Genomic DNA, 22,723 nt, shown 5'->3' with positions numbered 1-22,723 from the left:
CGTTTTTCAAACAACACCACGCATGGTGCGAGCGTCAGCGTCGCCACTCAATCCATCAGTTAACTAAACACGGTGCGTGTCTGCGGTTGCGATACCCCCGACCGGGTCATTCTCCGGTCGTCACCGAGATCGGCTTGCCGTCCGCGCCGATGGACGGCAACGCGCCTTCCACGCCGAGCTTGTCGGCGTCCAGACCGATCGACTCGGCGAACCCGTCGGTGATCGACAGGCCCGCGGTCGACAGGTCGGTGAGGTTCCAGCGCGTGCCGTTGATCGTGATCGTCGGCGTGGTGAACCGGCCCTCATAGGTGCCGCTCGTGTTGAGCAGTTCGGAGCGCTTCGGCGTGTACGTGTTGATCGCGTCGAGCCAATCCTGATAGTCGCGGCCGTACGCCTTGTCGGCGACGGACTGCGAGACCCCGGCCTTGACGGCCTGTTCCTTGAGCTGGTCGTCGCTCACGGACTTGTAGTCGCTGCCTTCGGACGGCTGGAATCCCTCGGCGTACAGGTTCTTGACGTACTCGAGCAGATGGCTCGGATCGTCGTCGTGATCGGCGATGTACAGCGCGGAATTCGCGGCGCGGCTCGAATAGTCGTCGGTCGAATACGAATCCATGAACGACAGGAAGTGCAGTTCGAGGTTGATCTGGCCCGCGTCGACCATCTTGATGAGCGTCGGGTCGAGCTGACGGTTCACCGAACCGCAACCGGGGCAGATGAAGTCCATGTAGATGCCGATGGTCGGCACGTTGTCCACCGACTTGCCGTAGCCGTCCTTGGAGATGAGGATGCCGCCCTTCTTGTCGGGGCGTTCCGGCTTGACGGACACCTGTTGCACGGCGTTGTACGCGTCGCTGACCGACATGTTGGCCTTGGCCTGCTCCGCGGCGGACTTGCGTACCGAATTGAACACGGCGATGCCCGCGACGGCGATCAGCACGACGATGATTGCGACGGCGATCGCACCGATGATGGTCTGCTGCTTGCGTTCCTTGGCGGCCTTCTCCGCTGCCGCTTGCGCGAGAGCCGCCTCTGCGGCGCGGCGATCGGCCCGTGACTTGCGTTTGACGGTTTTCTTCGGATCCTGAGCCATGATGATAAACGTCCTTTCAACCCAACAATCTCGCCCATGATAACCGGATTGCGGTACGGCTCAGCCCAGAGCGTTCATGTCCTTACGGTTTGCAAATCGGACGTTTGCCATCCGTTCACCGAACGACTCAGGACAGCGGCCACCAGTCGATCGCCGTGCCGGTCAGCAACGCGACGACGGCGCCGGCCGTCAACGCAATCCAGACCAGCAGCAGCAACGTATCGCGTCGGCTTCCGGAAGATTGCGGATCGTATCCGCGCAATGCGCCGCAGCCCAATCGCAGCGACGCGTTCTTCGATGCGAACACGGCCAACAGCCATCCGATCGCCGCGCCGCCGCCCAGCGCCAGTCCGGACGCCGATACCGGCACGTCGGACAGCAACGGCACCGTGATCGTCCACGAGGCGACGGGCAGTCCGATATGGATGACCGGCAGTCCGAGCACGGCCATCGATACGGCCGGAACCGCAATCGCGGCGGCGACGAACGGCAGCATGCGCATGGCGGTCGCGCCCAGCGCCTTGAGCAGATGCCACGGCAGGCTCGCCGCGTTGATCAGACCGTCGGTGCCCTTGCGCTCGCCTCCGCGCCGCGCCTCTCGTTCGAGCTGCGATTCGGCCGAATAGCCGACCGTCATCAGCAGCCAGAGCAGCAATGCGGCCGTAATGACCGACGCCGCCGGAACGCTGGCGGCGATGACGGCCACAGGGACGGTGAGCAGCCACAACGGCAGCATGCCGTGCGACCAGTATTGGCCGCGTCTGACGTCTGCGGGATTCACGTACGGTTGCGGGAACGGCTGATCGCCGGGCAGTACGGGCGGCGGCGGGGTCGGCTGGGCCGCGGCGACCTCCTGCAGGAACGGTGGAACGGAACCGGCCTGCGGTTCGACCGCGGGCGGCAGTGGCGGGATCGGACTGACCTGCGTGGGGTCGGCGATCGGATTGCCCGCGATGACGGCCGTCGCCTCGGGAGAGTCCGTGATATCCGGGCTGTTCATGACGGTCGTTGCGGCCGGATCGGCGGTGATGTCCGGACCGAATCCGGACAGTCGGCGCACGGCCTGCCGCTGGGTATCGGCGGGCATGACGGCGGTTGTTTCGGGACCGTTCGAGGCGATGATGCGGGGCGGTGCAGGTTGAGTCTCCGGGACTGCGGGAAGCGCGGATGTCGCTTCCGGCGAATCGCTGCGGATGACGCGAGTGGCCGGTTCCGCGGCGGTGTCGACGACCGTTGTTGGCGTCTGCGTCGTATCCGGTGTCATATTTGCTTCCGGTGCCGGTTCGAGCCGCCACAACAGCCGCGGATTGTCCGCGGCGGCTTGGTCAAAAGGGCGCACCACCTCGGTCGGCGCGGCCGGTTCGGCCTGTGCGTCCTGCCATGCGGCCGGATTCAGCGCGTCCAACGTGATCGCCTGCAGCAGCTGGTCCGGCGTGCACCGCTTGGACCGGTCCGGATTCAGCGCGGACCGGAACGCGGCCATCGTGCCTGCCGGCAGCCCGGTCAGATTCGCGCTGCCCGCGGCCGCGCGTTCGAGCACGGCCATCATCGGCTTGGTGCCGAACACGGGGGAGCCGGTCGCCGCGAACGCGAGCACCGACGCGGTCGACCACCAGTCGGTCATCTCGTCGGATTCCGCGCCGTCGATGATCTCCGGCGCGATGAACCCCGGGGTGCCCATGACCAGTCCGGTACGCGTGACATGGCTTTCGCCGCCGGTCATCGCGATGCCGAAATCGACCAGCACCGGGCCGGACGCCGACACCATCACGTTCGTCGGCTTGATGTCGCGGTGCACGATCCCGGCCGCGTGCACGGCCTTGACCGCGGCGATCAGTTTGCGTGCGAGCCGTTCGAGATCGTCGCCGGTGTACCGGCCGTTGGCGCGCACGTCCTCGCGCAGGTTCTTGCCTTCGATGAGTTCGGTCACGATGAACGCGACCGAATCGTCCAGTTCCATGTCGACGATGCCGCACACGCCCGGATGGTTGACCTTCTTGAGCGCCATCGCCTCGCGGCGCAGCCGTTCGCGCGCGGTCAGCCGTTCCCTCAGTTCCGGATCGTCCGCCGCACGCGCCCGTCCGTCGGCGGACGGGGCCGTGCCGTCGGCCGCGCCGCCGTCGGTCACGTTCGGCACCGTGTCGTCGGCAAGCGAATCACGCAGGATCTTCATCGCGTATTCCTGCCCGCCGTCGTCGCGCGCACGCCACACGGACCCCATCGCGCCCGCGCCCAGACGCGATACCAGCGTGTAGCCGCCGATCAGGTCGCCGGGCTTCAGACTCAACGCGCTCACATCGTTCATGCCCACCATCCTAGCCGCCACGCGTCTAGAATGGGCCGGAAACGGAGGAGGTGCGGTGATGCTCAACATCGCGATCGTCGATGACGACGACGAGGACGCGGCGGCGACGGCCGCGATGATCGACCGGTACTACGACGGCGACAAGAGCCGGTACCGGATCGTCAGGTTCGCGGACGGCGAGACGTTCCTCGACGACTACCGGGCCGCGTTCGACGCGATGTTCCTCGACGTGGAGATGCCCGGCATCGACGGCCTGGAGACCGCGCGCCGCCTGCGCGAGATCGACTCGCACGTCGTGCTCGTGTTCACGACCAAAATGGCCCAGTACGCGGCCGTCGGCTACGACGTGGACGCGGTCGGCTACCTCGTCAAACCGGTCGAATACTACGGATTCGCCCTCAAGATGCGCAAGATCGAAACACTCGTGTCACGCCGCCGGGACGTGACCGTCCCGCTCACCGTGGGCACTGGCACGCAGTTCCTGTCGTCGCGCGACATCCGTTACGTCGAAGTGCTCCGGCACGAGGTCATCTACCATACGAGTGACACCGCATACAAGGTGTGGTCCAGCCTCAAGGAGGCCGCCGAACTGCTCGGACCGGCGCATTTCACCGCCGCGAACCGGTACTGCCTCGTCAATCTCGCATGGGTGCGCGCCGTCAACGGAGACACGGTCATCGTCGACGGCGAATCACTGCCCGTCAGCCGTTCGCGCCGCAAGCCGCTCATGCAGGCGCTCGCCGACTACTACGGCGGATGAGCGGATGTCACGAAAGGCGTCAGCATGATCATCGGATCGTTCTATCTGTTCCCGCTCGAACTGGTGTGTGCCACGCTGCTGTTTTGCCACGGACGATGGGAGTGGTTCTCATGGCCGGCAATCCTGTTGCGTCTGGCCGTGTTCGTGGCGTACATGGTGGCGTTCGGACTGGCGTTCTCTCCGCTGGTGGGGCTGATCTCCGGCGTCGAACCCGATCGCACGCTGTCGGTGACGCTGTCCTCGATCGTGTATTTCGCCACGTGCGCCGTGGCGCTGATGGCCGTGTTGCATCTCGCGTGCGGCATCAGATGGCTCGAATCCGGCGTGATCGTGGTCGCCGGCTACGCCGTGCAGCATATCGCGTTCGATCTGTTTCAGATCGCGTTGTTGCTGGGGACGGCGCATGCGATGAATGCCCCGTGGCAGTATCTGTCGCTGAGATTGGCGGTGTTCGTCGTCGTGTACGCGGCGATGTTCGCAGCGTTCGCGCGGCGGTTCGTGGTCGACAGCGAGAAGGTACGCGGCAAGATCCGCTGGGTCGTGTTCTGTACGGGAATCCTCGCCTTCGTCATCGTGTTCAACATGTTCACGCCGGACGGGGACAACCGGGTGCAGCTCACCGGGCACGCATACAGCCTGGTCTGCGGCATCCTGGTCCTGGGCATGCTGATGCTGGCCGTGGCGAACGACCGGCTGCACGGCGACTTGGAGCTGCTTCGGCAGGTCGACCGTCTCAAGGCCGAACAGTATGAGCTGACCCGCGAGAAGATCGACCTGATCAACATAAAATGCCATGACATCCGCAAGATCGTCGCATCGGCCGCCGGCGCCGGCGGATTGAGCAAGGAGACCTTGCGCGACATTGAGGACAACATCCGTGTCTACGACGCGATCTTCCGTACCGGCAATGATGCGCTGGACGCGTTGCTGACGGAGAAAAGCCTGTACTGTTCCGGCAACGGCATAGCGCTCACCTGCAGTGCGGACGGGCGGAGGCTCGGGTTCATGGATCGTGCAGATCTGTACTCGCTGTTCGGCAACGTTCTTGACAACGCCGTCGAAAGCGCGCAGCGCGTGCCTCAGGACGGCAAGCGCGTGATCGATTTCACCATCGCCGACAAAGGCGGTCTGCTGGTCGTCAAGGAGACGAACTACTACGACGAATCACATCCGCTCACGTTTCGCGACGGACTGCCGGTCACCACGAAGGACGACAGCGGATACCACGGATTCGGCATGAAGTCGATCGCCCGCCAGGTCGCGAAATACGGCGGTGACATGACGATTGACGCCGCAGACGGCCTGTTCTCGCTCACCATCGTGCTGCCGGTTCCCGAGTAACCGAAACCGGCCAGGCAGTCGTCGCGTTCCATCGTGCCCCTGCGTTCCGTGCGTTCCTTACGTCCGCTCGTGCGACCCGCGCCGTGTGTCCCGCCCGCGTTCCGTATCGTTCCCGGTGTCCGATATGAAGCGCCCCGCGGGCGAAGCGGTCCACGAGGCGGAAGACGAAGGAGTGCAATTGCTTGAGATCAACATGGAAGACGTGGTGAACGTCATCGCGTCTGTCCGGATGCAGCTGATCGCCGTCGCGGTCGCGCTGGTGCTGGCGTTGGTCCTCACCATTGCGGTGAACCGCAGGACGGTACGGGAGACGAGCGTGCGCAAGCTCGCGCACGCGCAGACGTGGATCGTGGCTGTGATCGCCATGATCGTGGCCGTGAGCACCATGCTGTTCGGTCCGCTCAACACAATGCTGTCGCTGCTGGGCGGCAGCGACGGACTCAGCGAGGAGACGATCGCGCGGTCCAAGGATCTGGCCGTCGACATCGAGCGCGAAGGCATCGTGATGCTGAAGAACGACGGTGACACGCTGCCGCTTGCCTCGAAGAAGGTCAACGTGTTCGGCTGGGCCTCCACGAACCCCATTTACGGCGGCACTGGCTCCGGTTCAATGAATGACCAGTACGAGACGACGTCGCTGCTGCAAAGTCTGCATGACGCTGGCATCGAAACCAACGACGAGCTGACCGATTTCTACACGCAGTACCGCGCCGACCGTCCGAACGTGAGCATCGCGCTGCAGGACTGGACGCTGCCCGAGCCGCCTGCCGACACGTACTCCGATGAGCTGGTGTCCGACGCGAAGTCGTTCTCCGATACCGCGGTCGTCGTGCTGGCCCGTTCCGGCGGAGAGGGATCCGATCTTCCCGAGGACATGAGCAAGATGGGCTCTTACAACCAGATGGGCGACATGCCTACCAGCATCCTGACCCGTGGCACCGACGACCAGCCCACGCCGGGCGGTGCGGCCTACTACAACAACTCCGCGGACTACTCCGACTTCGAAGCCGGGGAAGGATATCTGAACCTGTCGAAGACCGAAGAGGACATGATCGACTTGGTGTCCCGGAACTTTGACAACGTCGTGCTTGTCTACAACGGTGCGAACGCCATCAACATGTCGTTCGTGGACGAGCATCCACAGATCCGATCCGTGCTGTGGGTGCCGCCGGCGGGCCAGACCGGCTTCGAGGCGCTCGGCGAGATCATGACCGGTGCGGCGAACCCGTCCGGCCGCACCGCGGACACGTTCGTCCGCGACTTCTCCCAGGCGCCGTGGGCCAACAACTTCGGCTCGTTCGTCTACACCGACGCCGACGATCTGAAATTCCCGTCCGTCTACGGCGGCCGGACGATCGGCGAACGCGTGCCGAGCTTTGTCAACTACGTCGAGGGTATCTACGTCGGCTACAAGTACTACGAGACGGCGGCCGAGGAAGGCGCGATTGATTATGACAAGGTCGTTCAGTATCCGTTCGGATACGGCCTGAGCTACACCGACTTCGAACAGAAGATGGGCAAGGTGACCTATGCGGACGGTAAGGTCAGCTTCGACGTGACCGTCACCAATGCCGGAGACGTGGCCGGCAAGGACACGGTTGAGGTCTACTACGATCCGCCGTACGTCAACGGCGGCATCGAAAAGGCGTCGGCGAACCTGATCGACTTCGCCAAGACCGACGAGCTGAAGCCGGGTGAATCGCAGACGATCACGTTCGAATTCGCCGCCGAGGACATGGCCTCGTACGATGACGAAAACGCGAAAGCATACGTTCTGGAATCCGGCGACTATGGTATTTCCATCCGCAAGAACTCGCATGACGTGATCGACGAGCAGACCATCGGCGTCGACGAGACGATCACCTACTCCGGCGAGAACCACCGGTCCTCCGACGCGTCGTCCGTGACCAACGAGTTCGACGACATCAAGCCGACGTTCGAGACGCTGTCGCGTGCCGACCGATTCGCGAACTTCGCCAAGGTCACCGCCGCGCCGGCTGACACCTCCATGCCGGAGCAGTACAAGAAGACGCTGGTCAACGCCTCCAACTACAAGAACGTGAACGACGACTCGGACGAGATGCCGAACATGGACGCGAAGAACGGCGTCAGACTGTACGAGCTGTACGGCAAGGACTACGACGACGAACTGTGGGACAAGCTGCTCGACGAGTTGAGCTGGAACGACATGGATACGCTGATCGCCACCGCCGGCTACAGCAACGCGGCGATTGAGTCGATTGACAAGCCGCAGCAGTCCGACGTCGACGGCCCGTCGACGCTGAACAACAACTTCACCGGCGTCGGCTCGATCGGCCTGCCGTCCGGCGTGTCCGTCGCGAACACGTTCAATCAGGATCTCGCGCTCCAGTTCGGCGAGACGATCGGCGACATGGCCCACGAGATGGACGTGACCGGCTGGTACGCGCCCGCCATGAACGTCCACCGCACGCCGTACGGCGGCCGCAACTTCGAGTACTTCTCCGAAGACGGACTGCTGTCCGGTCGCATGGCGGCCCAGCAGGTGGCCGGCGCCAAGTCCAAGGGTGTGTATGCGTTCATCAAGCATTTCGCGCTCAACAACCAGGAGACGAACCGTCGCGTGATCCTGTGCACCTGGGCCGACGAGCAGACCATGAGGGAGATCTATCTCAAGCCGTTCGAACTGAGCGTCAAGGACGGCGGCGCCACCGCCGTCATGACGGGTCTGAACTACATCGGCAACGTGTACGCCGGCGCCTACGAGCCACTGCTCAAGAACGTGCTGCGCGACGAGTGGGGTTTCCGCGGCATGGTGCTGACCGACTATTTCAGCTCGCAGTCGTACCAGATCGGCGACCAGGCGATGCGCGCCGGCAACGATGCGATGCTCGCCACCACCGACACCACCAATCACATCAGCGACAAGTCCGCGACTTCGACGAAGGCGATGCGTGAGGCCTGCCACAACATCCTCTACACCGCGGTCAATAGCTGGATCTACGCGAATGGCCAGCCCAAGGTGGCGATGCCGCTGTGGCAGCGCATCTACTTCGCGGTTGTCGCGGTGCTGGGCGTGGCCCTGATCGCTCTCGAGGCCGTGACGATCCGCCGGTTCATCGCCCGTCGCCGCGGTGCGACCGTGGAGGTGAAGTCCGCCGCGAAGTGATGGTGTCGCGCTCGCGGCGCGGCAGCCCGCCCTTCCTCCCTCCTTGGGATGGGTCGCCGCCCGTGAACGTCGCCATGGCCATGTGCCGATGACGGCATGCCCGCCGATCCCTGCCCGGATCGGCGGGCTTTTTGCGTATGTGGACAAAGTTATCCACAGCGAGTTATCCACAACACGCCGACGGGTCGCGTCTGCGTCCACAGAGGTCGTTTTTCGCCGCTCCGAGTGCGCGCATGCCTCATGCTGGTGCTATTCGCTTGGCGTCCCCGTAAGGGAGTGCCGCTGAAAACTGAGAGTAAGGAGCGACATGAACGACATCATCGTGGCGGAATATCCGCCTCCCCAGGTTGACGATTCGGTTTGGTTCGATTCGGTCCGGTCTGATTCTGATGCCCCATGGTCGAGTGATATATACTCATGTGTATACCATCCGATCGAGGAGGCGGACATGGCAACCATCACCACCATCACCAAGTGGGGCAACAGCGAAGGCATTCGCATTCCGAAGGAGATTCGCGACAAAACCGGCCTGCGCGAAGGCAGTCGCGTGTCCGTTGACACCGACGGCGTGCGCATCGTCATCGCTCCGGCTCAATCGCGGATCACGCACATCGGGCGATACGACGTGCCGGATCTGCGTGACCTGTTCGCCGACTACCACGGCAATTACGTGCCGGAAGAGGACGGGTTCGCCGCGCCGGCCGGGCGGGAGGAACTATGAACGGATATCGACGCGGAGACATCGTCGTCGCCGATCTCGACCCGTCTGCCGGTCATGAGCAGCGCAAGCGGCGCTATCTGCTGGTGGTCGGCAACGAGAACTTCAACCGGCTGTGCAACCTGACGTGGGTGTGCCCGATCACGTCGACCGACAATGGCTATCCGCTGCACAAGGCGGTGCATCCGATTTCGCCGTTGGATATCGAGGGATTCGTCGAAGTCGAACGGCTCAAGTCGCTTGATCTCGTCGCCAGAAACGCCGAAATCGCCGGTTATCTGCCGCAGCATGAGATGGACGCGGTCATGGAGCTCGTCATGGCCTGCCTGATCTGACCGCGTCGGACATGCCGGTCGGACTCCCGACTGCTGGCAGGAATCGCACTGTTGCGGAGCGTTCCCCACGTGCGCCCGATATGCTGTTTGCGCAGCGAAAAGTGCCGTTTGCGCTGCGGTGCTGGACGGTCGGGCGGCAGCATGGTAACAGATTATGCACCCGAAATGACAGGATGGGCTCAAACGCGTTCGCCGTGAATGCATATCTGCGACTCTTAAATCAGCGATTTGCAGAAGACCATGCGCGCAGCGACCAACGGTGGGTGCGCGCGGGTCTTTTGCATCAGGCGGCGTGGCCGGGCAGGGCGGCGTCACCGCAGGCGAGTCGATAACGGTATCGGATCGCGGTCGCATTACAGATGAATCAAGGAGGAGAACGATGCTGAGCATCAATTGGAGCGACGTCTGGAACGTCATCGCTTCCGTCGTACCGCAGCTGATCGCGATCGGCGTGGTATTCGTGCTGGCGCTCGCGCTGACCATCGGCGTGAACAAGAAAACCGTCAAGAACGTCGGCGCCCGTAAGCTTGTCCATTCCGAATCGTGGATCGTGTTCCTGGTCGCGGTCGTCGTGTCCATCTCGATGATGGTGTTCGGTCCGCTGTCCACGCTGCTGAACAACGCGACCACCGAAAAGTACACGTTGTCCGACAGCACCGTCGAGGCTGCGAACAAGCTGGCCGCGAACGTCGAACGGGAGGGCATCACCCTGCTCAAGAACGACGATGCCAACCTGCCGCTGGCCAACAAGAAGGTCAACGTGTTCGGCTGGGGTTCCACCAACCCGGTCTACGGCGGCACCGGTTCCGGCTCCATGTCCGACCAGTATCCGACCACGTCCCTGCTCGACGGCCTTAAGGAGGCCGGCATCGAAGCCAACGCCGACCTGACCAAGCTGTACACCGACTACCGTGCAGACCGTCCGGTCGTCGGCATGTGGCAGCAGGACTGGACCCTGCCGGAAGTGCCGGCCGACCAGTACTCCGATTCGCTGATCTCCGACGCGAAGTCCTACTCCGATGAGGCCGTGGTCGTCATCGCCCGTGTCGGCGGCGAAGGCGCCGACGTGCCGACCAACATGAAGGGCGAGGGCATCACCTACACCGACAACTCCACGTCCTACGCCGACTTCAAGGATGGCGAGCACTTCCTGCAGCTGAGCCAGACCGAGCGGAACATGCTCGACCTGGTCACCAAGAACTTCGACAAGGTCACCGTCGTCTACAACGGCGCAAACGCCTTCCAGTTCGACTTCCTGTCCGACTATCCGCAGATCAAGTCCGTCGTCTGGTGCCCGCCCGCAGGCCAGACCGGCTTCTCCGCGCTCGGCGAGGTGCTTGCCGGCACCACTAACCCGTCCGGCCGCACGTCCGACACCTTCGTCAAGGACCTCACCAAGACCCCGAACTGGAACAACTTCGGCAACTTCACCTATGACAACATGGACGAGTTCGTCTCCGAATCCAAGTTTACCGGCAAGACCACCCCGTCCTTCGTGAACTACGTCGAGGGCATCTACGTCGGCTACAAGTTCTACGAGACCGCCGCGGACGAGGGCCTGATCAACTACGACGACACCGTCGCGTTCCCGTTCGGCTACGGCTTGAGCTACACCACGTTCGACCAGAAGATGGGCGACGTGACGTATGCGGACGGCAAGGTGTCGTTCGACGTGACCGTCACCAACACCGGCAAGGCCGCCGGCAAGGACGTCGTCGAGGCGTACTACAACCCGCCGTACACCAACGGCGGCATCGAGAAGGCGACCGCGAACCTGGTCGCGTTCGAGAAGACCAAGGAACTCGCGCCGGGCGAATCCGAAACCGTCAAGATCGAGTTCGACGACGATGACATGGCGTCCTACGATGCGAAGGACGCGAAGGCGTACGTGCTGGAGAAGGGCGATTACGAGATCTCCCTGCAGTCCGACTCGCACACGACGATCGACGAGCAGACGATCACCGTCGACGACACCGTCACCTACGATTCCGACTCCAACACGCACGACGGCGACGCGACCGTGGCGACCAACCAGTTCGACGACGCGGAAGGCGACGTGACCTACCTGTCGCGCGCCGACCACTTCGCCAACTACGACGAGGCCACCGCCGCTCCGGCCAGCCTGTCGATCTCCGACGCCCACAAGGCCACGTTCATCAACAACTCCAACTACGATCCGGCCGACTACGACAACGCGGACGACCAGATGCCGACCACCGGAGCCAAGAACGGCCTGCGCCTGGCGGACCTCAAGGACGCCGATTACGACGATCCTCAGTGGGACAAGCTGCTCGACCAGCTGACCTTCGACGAGATGGACAACCTGATCGCGTTCGGCGGCTACGGCAACGCGGCCATCAAGTCCATCGGCAAGATCGCGCTCGTCGACCTCGACGGCCCGGCCTCGCTGAACAACAACTTCACCGGCGTCGGCTCGATCGGCTTCCCGGCGGCCACCACCTTCGCCTGCACCTGGAACCGTGACCTCGCCAAGCAGTTCGGCGAGATGATCGGCCAGATGGCGCACGACATGCACGTCACCGGCTGGTACGCGCCGGCCATGAACATCCACCGCTCCGCGTTCGGCGGCCGCAACTTCGAGTACTACTCGGAGGATGGCCTGCTGTCCGGCGTGATGGCGTCCAGCGCCATCGCCGGCGCGAAGGAGAAGGGCGTGTACTCCTTCATGAAGCACTTCGCGCTCAACGACCAGGAAACCAACCGCAACAACATGCTGTGCACCTGGGCCAACGAGCAGTCGATCCGCGAGATCTACCTCAAGCCGTTCGAGATGTCCGTCAAGGATGGCGGCGCGCAGGCGGTCATGAGCTCCTTCAACTACATCGGCACGACGTACGCCGCGGCTTACTCGCCGCTGATGAACACGGTGCTGCGTGACGAGTGGGGCTTCCGCGGAATGGTCCTGACCGACTACTTCGCCGGCTACGGCTACCAGAACGCCGACCAGCTGATCCGCAACGGCAACGACTTCATGCTGGCCACCACCGACGTGACCAACCACGTCACCAGCCACTCCGCCACCTCGGTCAAGGCGATGCGCCAGGCCACCAAGAACATCCTGTACACCGCGGTGAACAGCTGGATGTACGCGGACGGCGAGCCGAAGGTTGCCACCCCGATCTGGAAGACCGTCACCTATGTGGTCTGGGGCGTGACTGCGGTGCTCGTGATCGGTCTTGAGGTGCTGTCCGTGCAGCGCTTCCTCAAGCGCCGCAAGGGCTGAGCGGGAACGAACGTAGATTCCGTCCGGTCGCCGGCCGGCACGGTCCTTCTGGGCCGTGACGATTTGATCGTTCGGAACCGACCACCCGTAAACGCATAGGCTGTGGGTCGTAATCTCGACAAAGATCGGGATTACGACCCACATTCGTATGTGGACAACGTTATCCACAGCGAGTTATCCACAACACGCCGACGGGTCGCGTCTGCGTCCACCGAGGTCGTTTTCGCCGCTCCGGCTGTGCGTTTGCCTCACGCTGGTGTATTCGTCTGGCGTTTCCGTAAGGGAGTGCCGCTGAAAACTGAGAGCAAGGAGCGATATGAACGACATCATCGTGGCGGAGTATGCCGGCTATCTGCCGCAGCATGAGATGGACGCGGTCATGGAGCTCGTCATGGCCTGCCTGATCTGACCGCGCCGGACATGCCAGTCGGACTCCCGGCTGCTGGCACGAATCGCCGCGAAAGTGGCAGGAATCGCACTGTTGCCGCCGGCGGGCGCAACGCGGCCGACGGTTATCATGAAGGCATGGTTGCCATTGCTGTCGTGGAGGACGAGCGGGAGTTCTCCGAAACCCTGAAAGAACACCTGCATCGCTACGCCGGCGAACGGCATGCGACCCTGCAGGTCGACTGTTTCAGCGACGGCGCGGATTTCATCGAACGCTTCCATGGCCAATACCAGATCGTGTTCATGGATATCGTCATGCCGCAGATGGGTGGTCTGGATGCGGCCCGTCAACTGCGCACGCTCGATGCGGACGTCTGTCTGATCTTCATCACCAGCATGGCCCAGTACGCGATTCGCGGCTACGAGGTCGACGCGATGGACTTCGTGCTCAAGCCGGTGCCGTACGACCTGTTCGCCATCAAGATGGACAAGGCCATGGCCCGTCTGCCCGTCGACGACGTGATCCATGTCCCCGTGGCCGGCGGCATGCGGTCCATCCGGTTCTCGCAGATACGGTACGTGGAAAGCAACAAGCATTACCTGCATTTCCATACGCAGGAGGGCGAGTTCCGCATCCGAGAGACCATGGGCTCGATCGTCGACCGGTTTCCCGAACGCAGTTTCATCCAGATCCGCAATTCGATCCTCGTGAACATGGCGTACGTCACCGGAGTCACGTCGACGGAAGTCCAGGTGGGCTCGGAGACGCTGCCCCTCGCGCGGTCGTACCGGACCGAATTCAGGGGTCGGCTTGCCGCGTATATGGCCGGAGGCGTGCGATGATCGGCTCGTTGTTCGCGATCACCGTCCGTCACGGATACATTCTGCAGATCCTGCTGGCCGAAGCCATGTACGTGCTGCCGTGGCTGCGGCGGCGCGGCGATTTCGTGCTGCGCGCCGTGGTCGGATTGGTGGTCTTCGCGCCGCTGTCCATCGCGCTGCCGAACGTGGTGAGCTGGTACGTTTCGGGCCTGTTCTCGGCGATCATCTTCGCGTTGACGTTGGCGTTCTGGATGTTCTGCGTGCGCGACCGGTTCCGCGAGGTCCTGTTCTGCTGCGTCGGCGGACAATTGACGCAGAACCTTGCCTACAACGTGGAAAACGTGTTCTACCAGCCGTTCCGGGAATCGTTCGACTGGTTCGGCTGGCTGACCCTGTCGATCGGCTGCACCGTCGTCGTATATGCCGTCTGTTTCCTGCTGTTCGCCCGCCGGCTGCGGATGGTCGACGACGTGAAGGTGGAAGGACGATACGTCTACTCGTTCGCGATCCTCGCCGCGGTGTTCACCTATGCGATGCAGTACCTGTTCCAGGTGTACGGCATCGATCGCGTGTGGGTGTCCCGTCTGCCGCTCATCCTGTGCTGCGTCGCCGGCCTGTGCGTCCAGTTCGGATTCGTCGCGCTGAAGACCGAATCCGACGAGCGGGCGTTGCTGGAACGGGTCATACAACAGGAGGCCCGGCAATACGAGACCACGCGCGCCAGCATGGACCTGATCAACCTCAAGGCGCACGATCTCAAGCATCAGATCGCCCGCATCAAAGCCACCGGCACGGCCGGCGATGACGAGGAACTTGACGAGATCAGTCGCATCGTCGATCGGTATGACAGCACGTTCAATACCGGCAACAAGGAACTGGACGCCCTGCTCGCGCAGAAGCAGCTGGTCTGCCATGAGAGCGACGTCACGCTGTCCGTGATCGCGCAGGGCGACGCGCTCGCGTTCCTCCGCCCGGCGGAACTGGCGTCGGTGTTCGGCAACCTGCTCGACAACGCCATCGACTACGAGCGGACCATCGCCGTGCCCGCGCGTCGGTACATCGGTCTGATGATCCGCCGGACGAACGGCATGGTCAGCGTTCGCGTCGAGAATTACTGTCCGGGAGAACCGGTCATGCGCGACGGGCTGCCGGTGACGACCAGCGGCGACGATACGCGGCACGGATTCGGTCTGCGCAGCGTGCGGTATATCGTCGGCAAGCATCGAGGTGTGCTGAACATCGGCAAAGAGGCCGACCTGTTCGTGGTCAGTATCCTGTTTCCGAATGCCTGATCCTAACGGTTCTTGCCAAAAACCGTGCCGAACCTGCCACGGCCCTCGCAGCGCACTCCGGATTCCGTACCGTGGATCATGGCTCATCGCAACAACGATGTTAGGAGGGAGTTCATGAGCACAGCGAAGAAGCGCAGCGGACGAGGGGTGCGCGTCGGCATAGCGGCGATCAGCACCGTCTTCGCCCTGCTGGCCGGTGCGACCACGGCCGGCAACACGTACAGCACGCTGATCAGCAATTCCATCGGCGGCACGCTGTACAAGACCGTGGAAACGGGTGACGCCGAACCGATCAGCAACGGCAAGGACAACGGCATGTCCCTGAGCGACTGGAAGCAGGAGGCCGACGAACTCGTGCAGGAGGTCGCCGGCGAAGGCATCGTGATGCTGAAGAACGACGCATCCACGTTGCCGCTCGCCAAGGGCTCCAAGGTGACGCTGTTCGGCCGTTCCTCGGTCGATCTGGTCTACGGCGGCACCGGCGCCGGCGGCATCGACACCACCAAGGCGGTCAACCTCAAGGACGCCATGGAGACGGACGGCATGTTCGACGTCAACGACACCATGTGGGACTTCTACAAGACCTATGACGGCAAGGACGGCTACATCCGTTCCAACGGCTCGTACTTCGGCACGAAGCCCGAGGACCTGTACGTGGCCGAGCCGCCGGTGAGCGAGTACACCGATGCGGTGCGTCAGTCCTACGGCGACTACTCCGACGCGGCCGTGGTCGTGTTCTCCCGCGTGGGCGGCGAAGGCTCCGACATGCCGACCGGCGACTTCGGCGACGGTACGAAGTACCTGAGCCTGCAGCCGCAGGAGAAGGCCGTGCTCAAGGAGATCAAGGACAGCGGCAAGTTCTCCAAGATCATCGCCCTGATCAACACGTCGAACGCGATGGAGCTCAGCTGGGTCGATCAGCAGGAGTACGGCGTGAACGCCTGCCTGTGGGTCGGCGGCGTCGGCCAGAGCGGCGCGCGTTCCATCGCCAAGGTGCTCGACGGCGAAATCAACCCGTCCGGCCGTCTCGTCGACACGTACGCGACCGACTCCATGTCGTCTCCGGCCATGCAGAACTTCGGCGACTACACGTTCTCCAACGCCGACGACATCGTCAAGCAGGTCGGCGAAGCCAACAACGGCACCAAGTACGTCGTGTACCGCGAGGGCATCTACGTCGGCTACCGCTACTACGAGACCCGCTATGCGGACAGCGTGCTCGATCCGAACGGCACGAACGCCTCGTCGTCGGCCGGCGCGTTCGCCGCGGACACCTGGAAGTACGATGACGAGGTCACCTATCCGTTCGGTTACGGCCTGAGCTACGGCGCGGACGACGGCGACCCGTACGACGAGCAGCTGGTGTCGGCCAAGGTCGACGACAGCGGCGTGACCGCTACGATCAAGGTCACCAACACCGGCACCGCGGCCGGCAAGGACGTCGTACAGCTGTATGCGCAGCAGCCGTACACGAAGGGCGGCCTGGAGAAGTCCGCGGTCCAGCTCATCGGCTTCGACAAGACCGACGTGCTGCAGCCGGGCGAATCGACCGAAGTGACGATCACCTCGGACCGCAAGAACTTCGCGACCTACGATTCCGACGACACGCAGGCCTACGTGCTCGACGCCGGCGAATACCTGTTCGCGGTCGGCGACAGCGCCCACGACGCGCTCAACAACATGCTCGCCAAGCAGGGCAAGACCGTCGCCGACGGCATGGATGCGGCCGGTGACGCCGATCAGGCCGCCGTCTGGAACAACGCCGAGCGCGTGGTGATGGACACCGCCTACTCCGGCGAAAAGCTGTCCAACAAGTTCGAGGCCGCCGGCCTGGAGCACTACGGCAAGAAGACCGGATACCTGACCCGCGCCGACTGGACCACGTTCCCCGAGTCCTACACCGACCTCGAAGCCACCGACGAGATGATCAGCGACATCAACGCGGCCGGCACGTACGAGCCGGAGAACAGCGACGAATCGCCCGTCGTCACCGGAGCCAAGAACGACAAGACCATCGCCCAGATGGCCGGACTCGACTTCGACGACCCCGAGTGGGACAAGATCCTCGACCAGCTCACCGTCGACGAGATGCTCACGCTGGTCATGCGCTCCGCAAAGACGGCCATCCCGTCGATCGCCTACCCGGCGGTGCAGCTCACCGACGGTCCGCAGGGCAACAACAACCGCAAGTACGTCGAGGACGGCACCTCCGCCACCGGCTTCTGCGCCGAAACCGTGTCCGCCGCCACGTTCAACCGCGACCTGCTCAAGCGCATCGGCGACGCCAAGGGCGAAGATTGGATCCGCACCGACACGATCGGCTCCTACAGCCCGGCCGTCAACACCCACCGCACGCCGTACGCCGGCCGTAACTACGAGTATTACGCCGAAGACGGCTACCTGGCCGGCGAAATGGGCTATGAGGAGGTCGTGGCCATGCAGGCCCGCGGCCTGATCACCACGATCAAGCACTTCGTGCTCAACGACCAAGAAACCAACCGCATCGGCGTGTGCACCTTCGCCAACGAGCAGTCGATCCGCGAGATCTACCTCAAGGCGTTCGAGAAGGCGTTCACCGAGGGCAAGGCCAACGGCACGATGGGCGCGTTCAACCGCATCGGCGCCCGCTGGTCCGGCGCCTACGAGCCGCTGATGCGCGGCGTCGTGCGCGGCGAATGGGGTTCCACCGCCATCATCGACACCGACATCGCGATCAACACCTCGGAACAGAGCGTGCAGGCCGGTCTGGTCGCCGGCACCACGATGTGGGCCACCTCGCAGGCCGGGTTCTACCAGCACGCCTCCGAAATCATCGGCAAGGACGCGAAGATGATCCGCAACCTGCGCGAGGCCTCGCACTACGTGCTGTACAACCTCGCCAACAGCAACGCGGTCAACGGTCTGACCACCATGACCCGCGTGTACAAGACCACGCCGTACTGGCTGGCGATCGCCTACGCGGCGCTCGCGCTCCTCGCGCTCGTCGACCTGCTGCTCATCGCGGTGATGGTTCGTCGTTACGTGCGCGTGAAGCATGTGGCCAAGCCGGTCGTGACCATCGTCAAGTAAGGAAGGGTATGTCATGAAACTGTCGAAGGATTCCATCGCAAGCATCATCGCGGCCCTGCTGTCCGTGGCGACGGCCGTGGTCTACGCACTGGCCGACGCCCGCGAGACATCATCGCGCTGCTCGTGATCGCGGCCGTGCTGGAAGCGTCTCTCGTCTTCCTGCGCAAGATTCCGTTCATCGAATACCTGCCGTTCGTCGCCGTACTGGCATCCCTGGCGGTATTCGTCGACCTCGCGTTCGACGAGGCCTCGGACATCCTGTCGAAGGCGAACGTGGACGGCCTGAGCGATTCGTACATCGCCAGCGCGGTGCTGCTGGTGGTGACGGTGATCGCGGTCGCCGCGGTGACCGTGATGCGCTCCTCCGTCGCTGCGGCTCCCGCCGATGCCGCGGTCGCCAAAACGAACTGAGGTGCGGGCATGCGACATCGTGGAGCTCTGAAACGGCCCGTATGCGCCGTCAACGCGCTGGCATCGCTGGCGCTCGGCGTGACCGGCCTGGCCATCGTCATCCGGTATGCGTTGCTGGCGAGCGTATGGCCGCTGGCGACCATGCTGGTCGTCGAGGCGATGTTCCTGCTGATGTCGGCGGCCGCGCTGCGGTGTGATCTGCCAGCGCTCCTGCTGCCGGTGACCGTCGCGGCGATCGTGCTCGGATACACGACGAACCATCCGGGAACCACGATGTTCAACGCGCTGTTCTACGCGCAGGCCGTCATCGCCGGTCTGGCCGTCATCGTCGGCAGCGTCGCGCAGTGGCGCGGCCGTGTGCGTCCGACGGTGGCCGGCCGGCGGTGGCTGGCCGGCGTGGCCGCGGTGCTGGTCGTGTCGCTCGCCGCGTGGCAGGCCTGCGCGGCCGTCGACCGCGGCGAGACCGAAGTCTCGGACAACATCTGGCAGGTGCCGTCCGCGTTCGAACAGCCCGCAGACCATGCCGGCACGCTCGAGAAGATCACGTACCAAACCAAGGCGTACGCGACCGACAAACGCGACGTGACCAAGGCCGCCTACGTCTACCTGCCGTACGGATACGACGACTCGCAGCGATACGACATCCTGTACCTGATGCACGGCACTGGCGACGACGAATCGTACTGGCTCAGCAAGCACGACGAAAACAAGCGCATGGTCGACCAGTTCATCGAACGCGGCATCATCAAGCCGATGATCATCGTCACGCCCACGTTCTACGTGGAGAACGACGCCGCCGACGATCTCGACAAGCTGACGTACTCGTTCGCCAGCGAGCTGCGCAACGACCTGATGCCGACGGTCGAATCGCGGTACGCCACCTACGCCGATAGCGCCGATGACGCCGGATTCGTCGCCAGCCGCGACCACCGCGCGTTCGCCGGACTGTCGCGCGGCGCGGTCACCACCTACCATTCGGTGCTGTGCCAGAGCCTGGACTACTTCTCGTGGTTCGGTACGTTCAGCGGGTCGCGCACCACGGCCGACGATCTCAAGCGGACGATCCAGTCCGACGAGTTCGCCGACTATCCGATCAACTACCTGTACGCGTCCACCGGAGCGTTCGATTTCGCGATGCCCGGGCAGATACAGGACTATCGGGCGATGCTGTCGGTCGAGCCGCGGCTGAAGGCGGGGGAGAACACGCGGTTCGATGTGTTCCCGATGCGCTACCACTCCAGCGGCAACTGGCACCTGGCGCTGTACAACTTCCTGCAGCACGTCTTCGTGCAGTAGGGGAGGGCCTCCGGCCCGATGCGCTTGCGGTTCGGCAGCCGCTCCTCCTTGGGCAAGCCGATTCCCGTAAGCGCCGTCATGCCGATGACGATGATGTCCGCCGATTCCTGCCCGGATCGGCGGACATTTCATATGCGCTACTGCGCCAGATCGGCCTCGCGCAGGTTGCGGGCGACGGCGCGCTCGCGGGCGCCCTTGGTCAGGTACAGGCCGGCCGCCACGAGCAGGAACATCGCCGTGCAGAAGATCCACAGCGTACGGCTGCCGAAGCCGCCGATGATCCAGCCTCCGACCAGCGGCGCGGCGCCGTTCGACAGCGACCAGACGAGGTTGTACAGGCCTTGGTATGTGCCGCGCGCCTCGGCCGGCGCGAGGTTGGCGACCGTGGTCGCGGCGATCGGGAACGTGCCGAGCTCGCCGAACGTCCACAGCGCGGCGGCGATCGCGAAGCCGTGCCAGGTGGTCGCGCCGATCTGGAACGAGTAGCCGACGGCCGTTATCAGCATGCCGAGCACGAGCACGCGCGTGTTGCTCATGCGGTTGAACACGGCGAGCGAGGGGATCTGCAGCAGGCACAGCATGCCGCCGTTGATCGTTAGCAGTACGGAATACTGGTCCGTGCCCATGCCGAGCTGCGTGAGCGCGATCGGCAGGCCGCTGGTGAGCTGGAAGTATGCGATCGTGTAGCCGAACATGAGCACGACCATCGACATGAACGGCCAGTCCGTCAGCGCGCGGCGGTAGTTCGCCATCATCGACACCTGCGGCTTGCCGTCGTCCTGCGTGCCGTCGTGAGACTCGGTCGCCACGACAGCGGCTCCGGCCGCGCGGCGATCGCCTCCGCCGAGGCGGCGCGCCTCGTGGAAGAAGAGGATCAGCAGGCCCGTGGCGACGACGAGAATGACGGCCTCCGCGTAGAACATCAGCGTGTACGAGATCTTGACGAGCTGGTTCGCGATGATCGGGCCGATGGCGAAGCCGAAATTGACCGCCCACGTCTGCAGCGTGTACGCACGCTTCTGCGCGCGGATCGGCACGACGTCGGCGATGTACGCCGCGATGGCCGGCGTCGGGATCGACGAGATCGCGCCGTAGACGAGCAGCATCGCGCCCATCGTGAACGGGTCGTGGATGAACGACAGGATGATCAGCATGATCGCCGCGCCGATCTCGCCGCTGATGATCATGGCCTGCCGGCCGAAGCGGTCGGACAGCGATCCTCCGAACAGGCATCCGAAGATGCCGCCGAATCCGTACATCGACACGATCGTGCCGGCCGCTCCGGCGTCGACGTGCAGGTCCTTGACCAGGTACATCGACATGAACGAGATGACGAAACGGCCCATCCACAGGATCAGCAGGGCAAGCCACAATCCCCAGAACAGCAGGGGCAATCCGAATACGTTGCGTCGCGTCATCGATTGTTTCACGGGAAACATCCTATTACGCGCGCATACGCCGGCACACCGCGTTTGGCTTGGGGGTCTGGGACAATGGCACCTATGGCTATTAAGAAAGGACCGACCAAGGGGTCGGGTGGAAAGCATCGTAATTCGTTGCGCGGGCACGGGCCGACGCCCAAGGCCGAGGACCGCGTGTATCACAAGGCGTATCGCGAGAAGAAGATCGCGCAGCGCCGTCAGATGGCCGATCCGCGACTGGCCGCACGCCGTCGCGCGGCCAAGTTCACGTCGGACTCCGACGATCTGGTCATCGGCCGCAACGCGGTGCTCGAGGCGCTGCGCGTGGGCGTGCCGAGCTCGCAGCTGTATATCGCGGCCCGTATCGAGCATGACGACCGCACGCGCGAGATCGTCAAGCTGGCCGGTGCGAACGGCCTGCATCTGCTGGAGGCGGATCGTCTCGAGATGGACCGCATCGCGCACTCCTCGAACCATCAGGGCGTGGTGCTCAAGGTGCAGCCGTACCAGTATTCGTCGCTGATCGAACTGGCTGATCGTGCGGAGAAGAAGGCCCGCGCGATGGAGGCCGCGAACTCGGCCGCCGCGCGCATCAGCGCCCGCCCGCTGTTCATCGCGCTCGACGGCGTGACCGACCCGCAGAACCTCGGCGCGGTGATCCGTTCGGCTGCCGCGTTCGGCGCGAACGGCGTGATTCTGCCGGAACGCCGTTCCGCTTCGGTGACGGCCGCGGCCTGGAAGGTGTCGGCCGGCGCGGCCGCGCACATGCCGGTGGCCCGCGTGGTGAACCTGAACAAGGCGATCGACGCCCTCAAGGAACGCGGCTACTACGTGGTCGGCCTTGACGGCGGCGGCGACAAGCTCGTGGGCGAGACCGGCTTCGAGACCGATCCACTCGTGGTGGTGCTGGGCTCCGAAGGCAGTGGTCTGAGCCGTCTCGTGCGCGAGGCGTGCGACTCGATCGCCGGCATCCCGATCACGAACATGGTCGAATCGCTCAACGCGTCGGTCGCGGCCGGCATCAGCCTGTACGCCGTGGCCCGCGCCCGCCGCGAGGCCGCCGCCGCGCAGTCCTGATAGC

General features: G+C 63.8%; 15 protein-coding genes. 12 read left to right on the top strand and 3 right to left on the bottom strand.

Features of this window, described 5'->3' with window-relative positions; translation table 11 throughout:
- Nucleotides 1-106 precede the first annotated feature (106 nt).
- Together GFD25_RS10635 and GFD25_RS10630 are read right to left on the bottom strand one after the other, a co-directional pair.
- Entirely contained in the window at nucleotides 107-1,093 is a 987-nt protein-coding gene (locus GFD25_RS10635; protein ID WP_163232666.1) for a DsbA family protein, read from the bottom strand.
- 127 nt (nucleotides 1,094-1,220) lie between these two features.
- A complete protein-coding gene (locus GFD25_RS10630; protein ID WP_163232664.1) occupies nucleotides 1,221-3,407 on the bottom strand; it encodes a serine/threonine-protein kinase in 2,187 nt (728 codons plus the stop codon).
- 49 nt (nucleotides 3,408-3,456) lie between these two features.
- Here GFD25_RS10630 and GFD25_RS10625 point away from each other — a divergent pair, with 49 nt between their 5' ends.
- The 11 genes from GFD25_RS10625 to GFD25_RS10575 all read left to right on the top strand — a co-directional run bounded on the left by GFD25_RS10625 (nucleotide 3,457) and on the right by GFD25_RS10575 (nucleotide 20,221).
- On the top strand, nucleotides 3,457-4,158 hold the full coding sequence (locus GFD25_RS10625; protein WP_163232662.1) for a LytR/AlgR family response regulator transcription factor: 702 nt from the start codon (nucleotides 3,457-3,459) through the stop codon (nucleotides 4,156-4,158).
- Between the two features lie 24 nt (nucleotides 4,159-4,182).
- Nucleotides 4,183-5,499, top strand: a complete 1,317-nt coding sequence (locus GFD25_RS10620; RefSeq protein ID WP_163232660.1) for an ATP-binding protein — start codon at nucleotides 4,183-4,185, stop codon at nucleotides 5,497-5,499.
- 178 nt (nucleotides 5,500-5,677) lie between these two features.
- Nucleotides 5,678-8,647, top strand: coding sequence for a glycoside hydrolase family 3 N-terminal domain-containing protein (locus tag GFD25_RS10615; protein ID WP_163232658.1), 2,970 nt, complete (start codon nucleotides 5,678-5,680; stop codon nucleotides 8,645-8,647).
- 448 nt (nucleotides 8,648-9,095) lie between these two features.
- On the top strand, nucleotides 9,096-9,368 hold the full coding sequence (locus tag GFD25_RS10610) for an AbrB/MazE/SpoVT family DNA-binding domain-containing protein (RefSeq protein ID WP_163232656.1): 273 nt from the start codon (nucleotides 9,096-9,098) through the stop codon (nucleotides 9,366-9,368).
- Nucleotides 9,365-9,700 (top strand): type II toxin-antitoxin system PemK/MazF family toxin, encoded by a 336-nt coding sequence (locus tag GFD25_RS10605; RefSeq protein ID WP_163232654.1) that lies wholly within the window; start codon nucleotides 9,365-9,367, stop codon nucleotides 9,698-9,700. The genes GFD25_RS10610 and GFD25_RS10605 overlap by 4 nt, the downstream gene beginning before the upstream one ends.
- 379 nt (nucleotides 9,701-10,079) lie before the next feature.
- Entirely contained in the window at nucleotides 10,080-12,944 is a 2,865-nt protein-coding gene (locus tag GFD25_RS10600) for a glycoside hydrolase family 3 N-terminal domain-containing protein (RefSeq protein WP_163232652.1), read from the top strand.
- Between the two features lie 525 nt (nucleotides 12,945-13,469).
- On the top strand, nucleotides 13,470-14,174 hold the full coding sequence (locus GFD25_RS10595) for a LytR/AlgR family response regulator transcription factor (RefSeq protein ID WP_163232650.1): 705 nt from the start codon (nucleotides 13,470-13,472) through the stop codon (nucleotides 14,172-14,174).
- Nucleotides 14,171-15,445 carry a GHKL domain-containing protein gene (locus tag GFD25_RS10590; protein WP_163232648.1) on the top strand — a complete coding sequence of 425 codons (1,275 nt, stop codon included), beginning with the start codon at nucleotides 14,171-14,173 and terminating at the stop codon, nucleotides 15,443-15,445. Before GFD25_RS10595 ends, GFD25_RS10590 begins: the two co-directional genes overlap by 4 nt.
- A gap of 114 nt (nucleotides 15,446-15,559) precedes the next feature.
- Nucleotides 15,560-18,514 (top strand): glycoside hydrolase family 3 protein, encoded by a 2,955-nt coding sequence (locus GFD25_RS10585; protein WP_163232646.1) that lies wholly within the window; start codon nucleotides 15,560-15,562, stop codon nucleotides 18,512-18,514.
- Between the two features lie 135 nt (nucleotides 18,515-18,649).
- Entirely contained in the window at nucleotides 18,650-18,925 is a 276-nt protein-coding gene (locus tag GFD25_RS10580; RefSeq protein ID WP_163232644.1) for a hypothetical protein, read from the top strand.
- A gap of 9 nt (nucleotides 18,926-18,934) precedes the next feature.
- On the top strand, nucleotides 18,935-20,221 hold the full coding sequence (locus GFD25_RS10575) for an alpha/beta hydrolase-fold protein (RefSeq protein WP_163232642.1): 1,287 nt from the start codon (nucleotides 18,935-18,937) through the stop codon (nucleotides 20,219-20,221).
- A 137-nt stretch (nucleotides 20,222-20,358) separates the two neighbouring features.
- On the opposite strand, the gene GFD25_RS10570 is transcribed toward GFD25_RS10575, so the two are convergent.
- The gene (locus tag GFD25_RS10570) at nucleotides 20,359-21,639 is read right to left on the bottom strand and encodes an MDR family MFS transporter (RefSeq protein ID WP_163232672.1); all 1,281 of its coding nucleotides are present in this window, start codon (nucleotides 21,637-21,639) and stop codon (nucleotides 20,359-20,361) included.
- Between the two features lie 84 nt (nucleotides 21,640-21,723).
- Between GFD25_RS10570 and rlmB the strand changes: the two genes are divergently transcribed.
- Nucleotides 21,724-22,719: a 23S rRNA (guanosine(2251)-2'-O)-methyltransferase RlmB gene (gene rlmB, locus GFD25_RS10565; protein WP_163232640.1), complete on the top strand. Its 996-nt coding sequence runs from the start codon at nucleotides 21,724-21,726 to the stop codon at nucleotides 22,717-22,719.
- Nucleotides 22,720-22,723 lie beyond the last annotated feature (4 nt).

This window comes from Bifidobacterium aerophilum, from assembly GCF_010667685.1.
Taxonomy (GTDB): domain Bacteria; phylum Actinomycetota; class Actinomycetes; order Actinomycetales; family Bifidobacteriaceae; genus Bifidobacterium; species Bifidobacterium aerophilum.
The sequence above is the reverse complement of the archived record's forward strand: the minus strand, read 5'-3'. Positions and strand labels throughout refer to the sequence as shown.